The organism is Streptomyces sp. NPDC017246 (genome assembly GCF_044331325.1).
Classification (GTDB): Bacteria; Actinomycetota; Actinomycetes; order Streptomycetales; family Streptomycetaceae; genus Streptomyces.
Genome location: NZ_JBIRMW010000003.1, coordinates 300,395 through 305,957, shown reverse-complemented (window position 1 = coordinate 305,957; position 5,563 = coordinate 300,395). Strand labels below are relative to the sequence as shown.

At 73.5% G+C, this 5,563-nt stretch carries 3 protein-coding genes; all 3 read left to right on the top strand.

Annotation, left to right across the window (positions count from 1 at the left end; genetic code table 11):
• Positions 1-98: 98 nt before the first annotated feature.
• The 3 genes from ACH4MY_RS09935 (at position 99) to ACH4MY_RS09925 (ending at position 5,548) form a co-directional block, all read left to right on the top strand.
• Complete coding sequence (locus ACH4MY_RS09935) at positions 99-521, top strand: hypothetical protein (protein ID WP_398000112.1); 423 nt, start codon at positions 99-101, stop codon at positions 519-521.
• A 79-nt stretch (positions 522-600) separates the two neighbouring features.
• Positions 601-2,076: a hypothetical protein gene (locus ACH4MY_RS09930; RefSeq protein WP_398000109.1), complete on the top strand. Its 1,476-nt coding sequence runs from the start codon at positions 601-603 to the stop codon at positions 2,074-2,076.
• A gap of 52 nt (positions 2,077-2,128) precedes the next feature.
• A complete protein-coding gene (locus ACH4MY_RS09925) occupies positions 2,129-5,548 on the top strand; it encodes a right-handed parallel beta-helix repeat-containing protein (protein ID WP_398000107.1) in 3,420 nt (1,139 codons plus the stop codon).
• Positions 5,549-5,563 lie beyond the last annotated feature (15 nt).

Below are 5,563 nucleotides of genomic sequence, written 5' to 3'. Positions count from 1 at the left end.
GCCGGCCGCGCCCGGTCTGAACCGTGCCCGGCGTTCCGTACGTTCTCCCGGGAGCGTACGGCCGCCGGGCCGCCCCGATCCAAGGACAGGACCTCGCCATGACCGACCCGGAGTTCCGACTCGCCGCCGTCTTCGACCACGCGGGACCGGAGACGGGCCCGGGGTTCGGCCTCGACCACCCGGTGGTCGAGGACCCGGACCTGCGCGCCCTGCTGGTGGAGCGGCTGAACGCCGGGACGCCCGTCCTGATGACGCCGGTCCTGATGGACGACGTGCTGGACCCCTCCCGGGTGGCGGAGGTGCCGCTGAACTTCCGCACGGACGGGCGGTGGGTGTGGACCGACACCGTCACGTACTACCTGGAGCAGTACGCGCTCGCTCCCGAGGCCGAGCTGCTCGCGCACCTGGACAGGCCCGGTTACACCGCCCCGGGCCCCCTCGGCCAGGACGTCGTCGAGCGCGCCGCCGCCTTCGTGCTGACCCCCGCGCCGGAAGGGACGGAAGTCCACCCGCTGAGTTGAGCGGTCCGGTGAACCACGGGACACCGCCGGTCCGTTCGTACGTGTCGCGGGGGGTCCGCGACGACCGAGGGGAATCACGGTGGACAACAACGAAGCACGGGCCGGGGGCACCGCCGCGCAGGCCGCGTCGGCCATCAGCCTGCCGACGGTCGCCTGGCAGTCGGCGGACGACGAGCCGGACGGGGCCGGCGCGGCGCCCGAGCAGCCCACCGGCGCCGCGCGGACCGCGAACGGATCCGGACCGGCGACGGACCCGGCCGGCGCCGGGTCGGAGCAGGTCACCGGACCGGAGACGAGCGCCGGAACCACGGCCGCGCCGGTCGGCACCGTCGCTCCGGCCGGCCCCGACACCCCGGGGACCACAGCCCCCGAAGGCGAGGCCGAGACCGCCGGGGAGGGCGCACCGGACGGCGAACGGGAGGGCGAACGGCAGGCCGCCCCGGACGCGGACAGCCTCGCCGCGGCCGCCACCGCCGCGGCGATCCCCCGCGCCGTCTCCCGCCCCGGCAAGCGGCTCTCCAAGCCGATGATCGCGGCTGCGGCCACCTCGGGCGTGGTCCTGATGGGCGTACCCCTGCTGTTCTCTCAGCTCGGCGGCGGTTCCGGCCCGAATCCCGTGCCCCCTCGCCCCACCGGGTACAACCAGGCCGGCGGAGGCTCCGACGGCTACGTGCCGGGGGTCGACGCGCCGGAGAAGGGTTCGTCCCTGCCGGGAACCGCCGCCCCGGGGGCGGCCCCCGGCTCGCGGGACGGCGGACCGGGCCCCGCGAACAACCCCCTGGCCAAGTCCGCCGCCGGTCTCGGCGCGGGAGCCGGGGTGGGCAGCCTCGGCGGCGGCCCCGGGCCGACCGCCACGAAGAGCCCCGGCACCGGCACCGGCTCCGGCGACTCCCGGCCCACCACCGGTCCGACCTCCGGCGGGTCCAGGTCCACCTCCGGCCCGACGCCCACCACCCGGCCCGGTCCGACTCCCACCAAGACCCGGGGGACCGTGACCGCCCCGCAGCAGACGCCGGCTCCCCCGGCGAAGGCGCAGTACTCGGCCGTGGCGGGCCCGGGCTGCGCGGGCTCGGGCGCCAGCTTCACGTACAGCGGCTGGTACACCGACGGCAAGGAGGGCTGGCAGCGGTACGGCACCGGCGGCTACGGCAGCTCCGGCTGCAACGGCGACTTCTACTCCCTGCCGATGTCCGGACACACCGGCAGCGACGCCGGGAACGCGCTGCGCTGGACGTTCCGTACCGGCGACGTCACCTCCGGCACCTGCCAGGTCTCGGTGCACATTCCCAACAACAGCGACATCAAGGCGGTGGGCGGCAAGCCGTCGTACTACACCGTGCACGCCGGTGCGACGGGCAACGACCCGATCCTGAAGTCCTTCACCGTCGACCAGGCCTCCCGGCGGGGTCAGTGGATCAGCGCCGGCGGCGTCAACGTCACCCGTGGCCTGCTGACGGTGAAGCTCCACGACCGGGGTCTCGACTGGTCGGGGTCGAAGCAGACCTACGCCCATCACGCGGGCGACGCCGCCCGTGTCCAGTGCACCGCCTCCTGAAGCGGTCCGGCCAACCGAGGCCACCGGCCCACCACGAAGGGAACATCCACGCATGTCGCGCCATGTGCTGACCGTGAGCGCCGAGGCGCAGACCGACCGGCCGTCCGGCTCCGGCGGCCAGTACCGCACGATCGGCGCGGCCCTGGAGGCGGCGCGCAACGGCGCGGTGATCTCGGTGCGGCCGGGGCGGTACGAGGAGAACCTGGTCATCACCAAGATGGTGACCATCACCGCCGAGGACCGGCGCGGAAGCGTGCGGATCGTGCCGCCCCGGGGGACGGTGGTGCAGGTGGTGGCCGAAGCGGTGCAGCTGACGGGGCTGGTGCTGCAGGGGCTCGACGACGAGCTGCCCGCGGTGGACGTGCCGCGCGGTCAGGCGGCGCTCCAGGACTGCGAGGTGGTGGGCAACGCCTGGGCCGCCGTACTCACCCGCCAGCAGGGTTCGCTGGCGATGCGCGGCTGCCGGGTGACGAACCCCGGTGGCGCGGGGATCGTGGAGACGTCCACCGGCACCAGTGTGATCGACGACTGCGTCGTGGAGCATCTGGGCACCTCGGCGGTGGTCATCGGCGAGCGGGCCAATCCGACGTTCCGCAACTGCGTGCTGCGTGACGCCCGGGGCAACGGGGTGTGCGCCAACGGCGAGGGCCGGGGCGTGATCGAGGACTGCGAGATCTCGGCCACCGACAAGCCGGCCATCGCCCTGGAGCAGAACAGCTCCACCCAGGTGCTGCGGACCTCGGTGCGGGACTGCCTGCTGGGCGTGTTCATCAGCTCCAAGGAGCGGGTGGTCCTGGAGGAGTGCTCGGTGACCGGCACCAAGGTGCACGGCATCGCCCTCGCCGAGGGCACCGACCCGGTGCTGCGCCGCTGCCGCACCTCCCGCACCAAGGGCAACGGCATCCATGTCACGGGCCGTTCACGCGGCACCTTCGAGGAGTGCGAGGTCACCGGAGCCGAGGGCAGCGGCATCTGGGTGGAGGAGACCTCGGGGCCCTCGTTCAAGCGCTGCTCGGTGCGGGACGCGAGGGACGCCGGGGTCGTACTGACCGGGGACAGCGCGCCGGACTTCGACCGGCTGGAGGTGCGCGGCGGCGCGGGGGCGGGAGTGCGCGTCCTGGAAGGGGCCAACCCGATGCTGCGGCGCGTGACCGTGTCGGACGTCGCCGGACCCGGCGTGGAGGTGACCCGCGACGGGCGTGGCCGGCTGGAGGGTTCGGAGGTCTCCGCGACCGGACAGGCCGGGGTGCGGATCGCCGACGGAGGCAACGCCTACGTCGGCAACACCGTGGTGCGGGAGACCGGTGGGGTCGGCGTGTCGGTCGGCGCGGGCGGGGTGGCCACGCTGCGGGACTGCGACGTCGCCGAATCGCCGCAGGAGGGCGTACTCGTCGAGGACGGCGGGGAGCTGACCGCGACCCGCACCCGCGCACGGTCCTGCCGGCGCTACGGCTTCCGGGTCGCGGCGGGCGGCCGGGCCACGCTCAGCCGCTGCGAGGCGGTGGACAACACCGCCGACGGCATCCGCGTCGACTCGACGGAGGCGGTGCGGGTGCACGACTGCACGGTCTCCGGCAACCGGGGTTCGGGGCTGCGCCAGCTCAAGCCGTCGGTCCGGCTCGCGGTGGAGAACCTGACGAGCGTGGAGAACGACCTGCCGGACTCGTACGGGGAGATCACCGCCTCGGCCGCCGGTCAGGGGAGCGAGTCGCACGGGACGCGCGGGGACACGGACGGCGAGGGCGCGGAGGGCGGTCCCTCCGGCGGTCCCTCCGGCGGGGCCTCGGGCCCGATGCCGCCCGCCGCGCCGCGCAGGCCGGACGGGCCGCTGGAGGCCTTGCAGGCGCTGGTGGGCCTGGACGGGGTGAAGGAGCAGGTCGCCACCCTGGTCAACCTCAACAAGCTGGCCCGACGACGGGAGCTGGCGGGCATGCCCGCGCTGCCGATGAGCCGCCATCTGATCTTCGCGGGACCGCCGGGCACCGGCAAGACGACCGTGGCCCGGCTCTACGGCTCGATCCTCGCCGAGCTGGACGTGCTGCCGTCGGGTCATCTCGTCGAGGTGGCGCGCGCGGACCTGGTGGCGTCGATCATCGGCGGGACGGCCATCAAGACGACGGAGGTCTTCCAGCGGGCCCTCGGCGGCGTGCTCTTCGTCGACGAGGCGTACACGCTGTCGCAGGGCACCGGCGGCAGCGGGCCGGACTTCGGCAAGGAGGCCATCGACACGCTGGTCAAGCTGATGGAGGACCACCGCGACGAGGTCGTGGTCATCGTCGCGGGGTACTCGGAGGAGATGCGGGGCTTCCTCGACTCCAACCCCGGGCTCGCCTCGCGGTTCAGCCGCACGGTGGAGTTCGAGAACTACTCGGACGACGAGCTGACGACGATCGTGGCGATGGCCGCGGCCTCCCACGGCTACCAGCTCGCCGACGGCACCCGTGAGGCGCTGGCACAGCACTTCGAGGGCGTGGCCAAGGGCGCCGACTTCGGCAACGGCCGGGCCGCGCGCAAGGTCTTCGAGGAGATGGTGGACCGGCAGGCCTCACGGCTGGCCACACTGCCCGAGATCGGCAACGCCGACCTGGCACTGCTCACGCCCGAGGACGTGGGGGTGACGGTGGCCGCCGGTGAGCCCGCGGAACGCCGGACGGAGCTGCTCGACGAGCTGCGCGCGATGATCGGTCTGCCCGCCGCCAAGGAGCAGGTCGAGGACCTGGTCAACCTGATCAAGCAGGTCAACCGGCGCAAGGAGGCGGGGCTTCCGACCGCCACGATCAGCCATCACCTGGTGTTCTCGGGACCGCCCGGAACCGGTAAGACGACGGTGGCGCGTCTGTACGGCCGGTTGCTCGCCGAACTCGGCGTGCTGCCGGGCGGCCAGCTGATCGAGACGGCGCGGGCGGACCTGGTGGGACGGTTCGTCGGGCACACCGCGCAGTTGACGAAGGAGGCCTTCGACCGGGCGCGCGGGGGTGTCCTGTTCATCGACGAGGCGTACACCCTGACGCCCCGCGGCGGTACGGGCAACGACTTCGGCCAGGAGGCGGTCGACACCCTGATGAAGCTGATGGAGGACCACCGCGACGAGGTCGTGGTCATCGTGGCCGGGTACGCCGACGAGATGCAGGGCTTCCTGGACTCCAACCCGGGTCTGGCCTCCCGGTTCTCGCGGTCCGTCTCGTTCGAGCACTACACGGACGAGGAGCTGGTGCGGATCGTCGAGGCGCTGTCCGAGAAGGCCGGTTACGTGTGCCCGCCCGAGACGTTGTCGGCTCTCGGCGAGCTGTTCGCCTCGGTGCCGCGCGACCGTACGTTCGGCAACGGCCGCTTCGCCCGCCAGACCATGGAGTCGATGATCACCCGGCAGGCCGGGCGGCTCAGCCGGCTCGACATCGACGACGTGGCGGAGCTGAGCCTGCTGCTGCCGCAGGACGTGCCCTGGGACCGCGTGCCGGGCGGTGTCGCGTGAGCCGTCGGGCGAGAG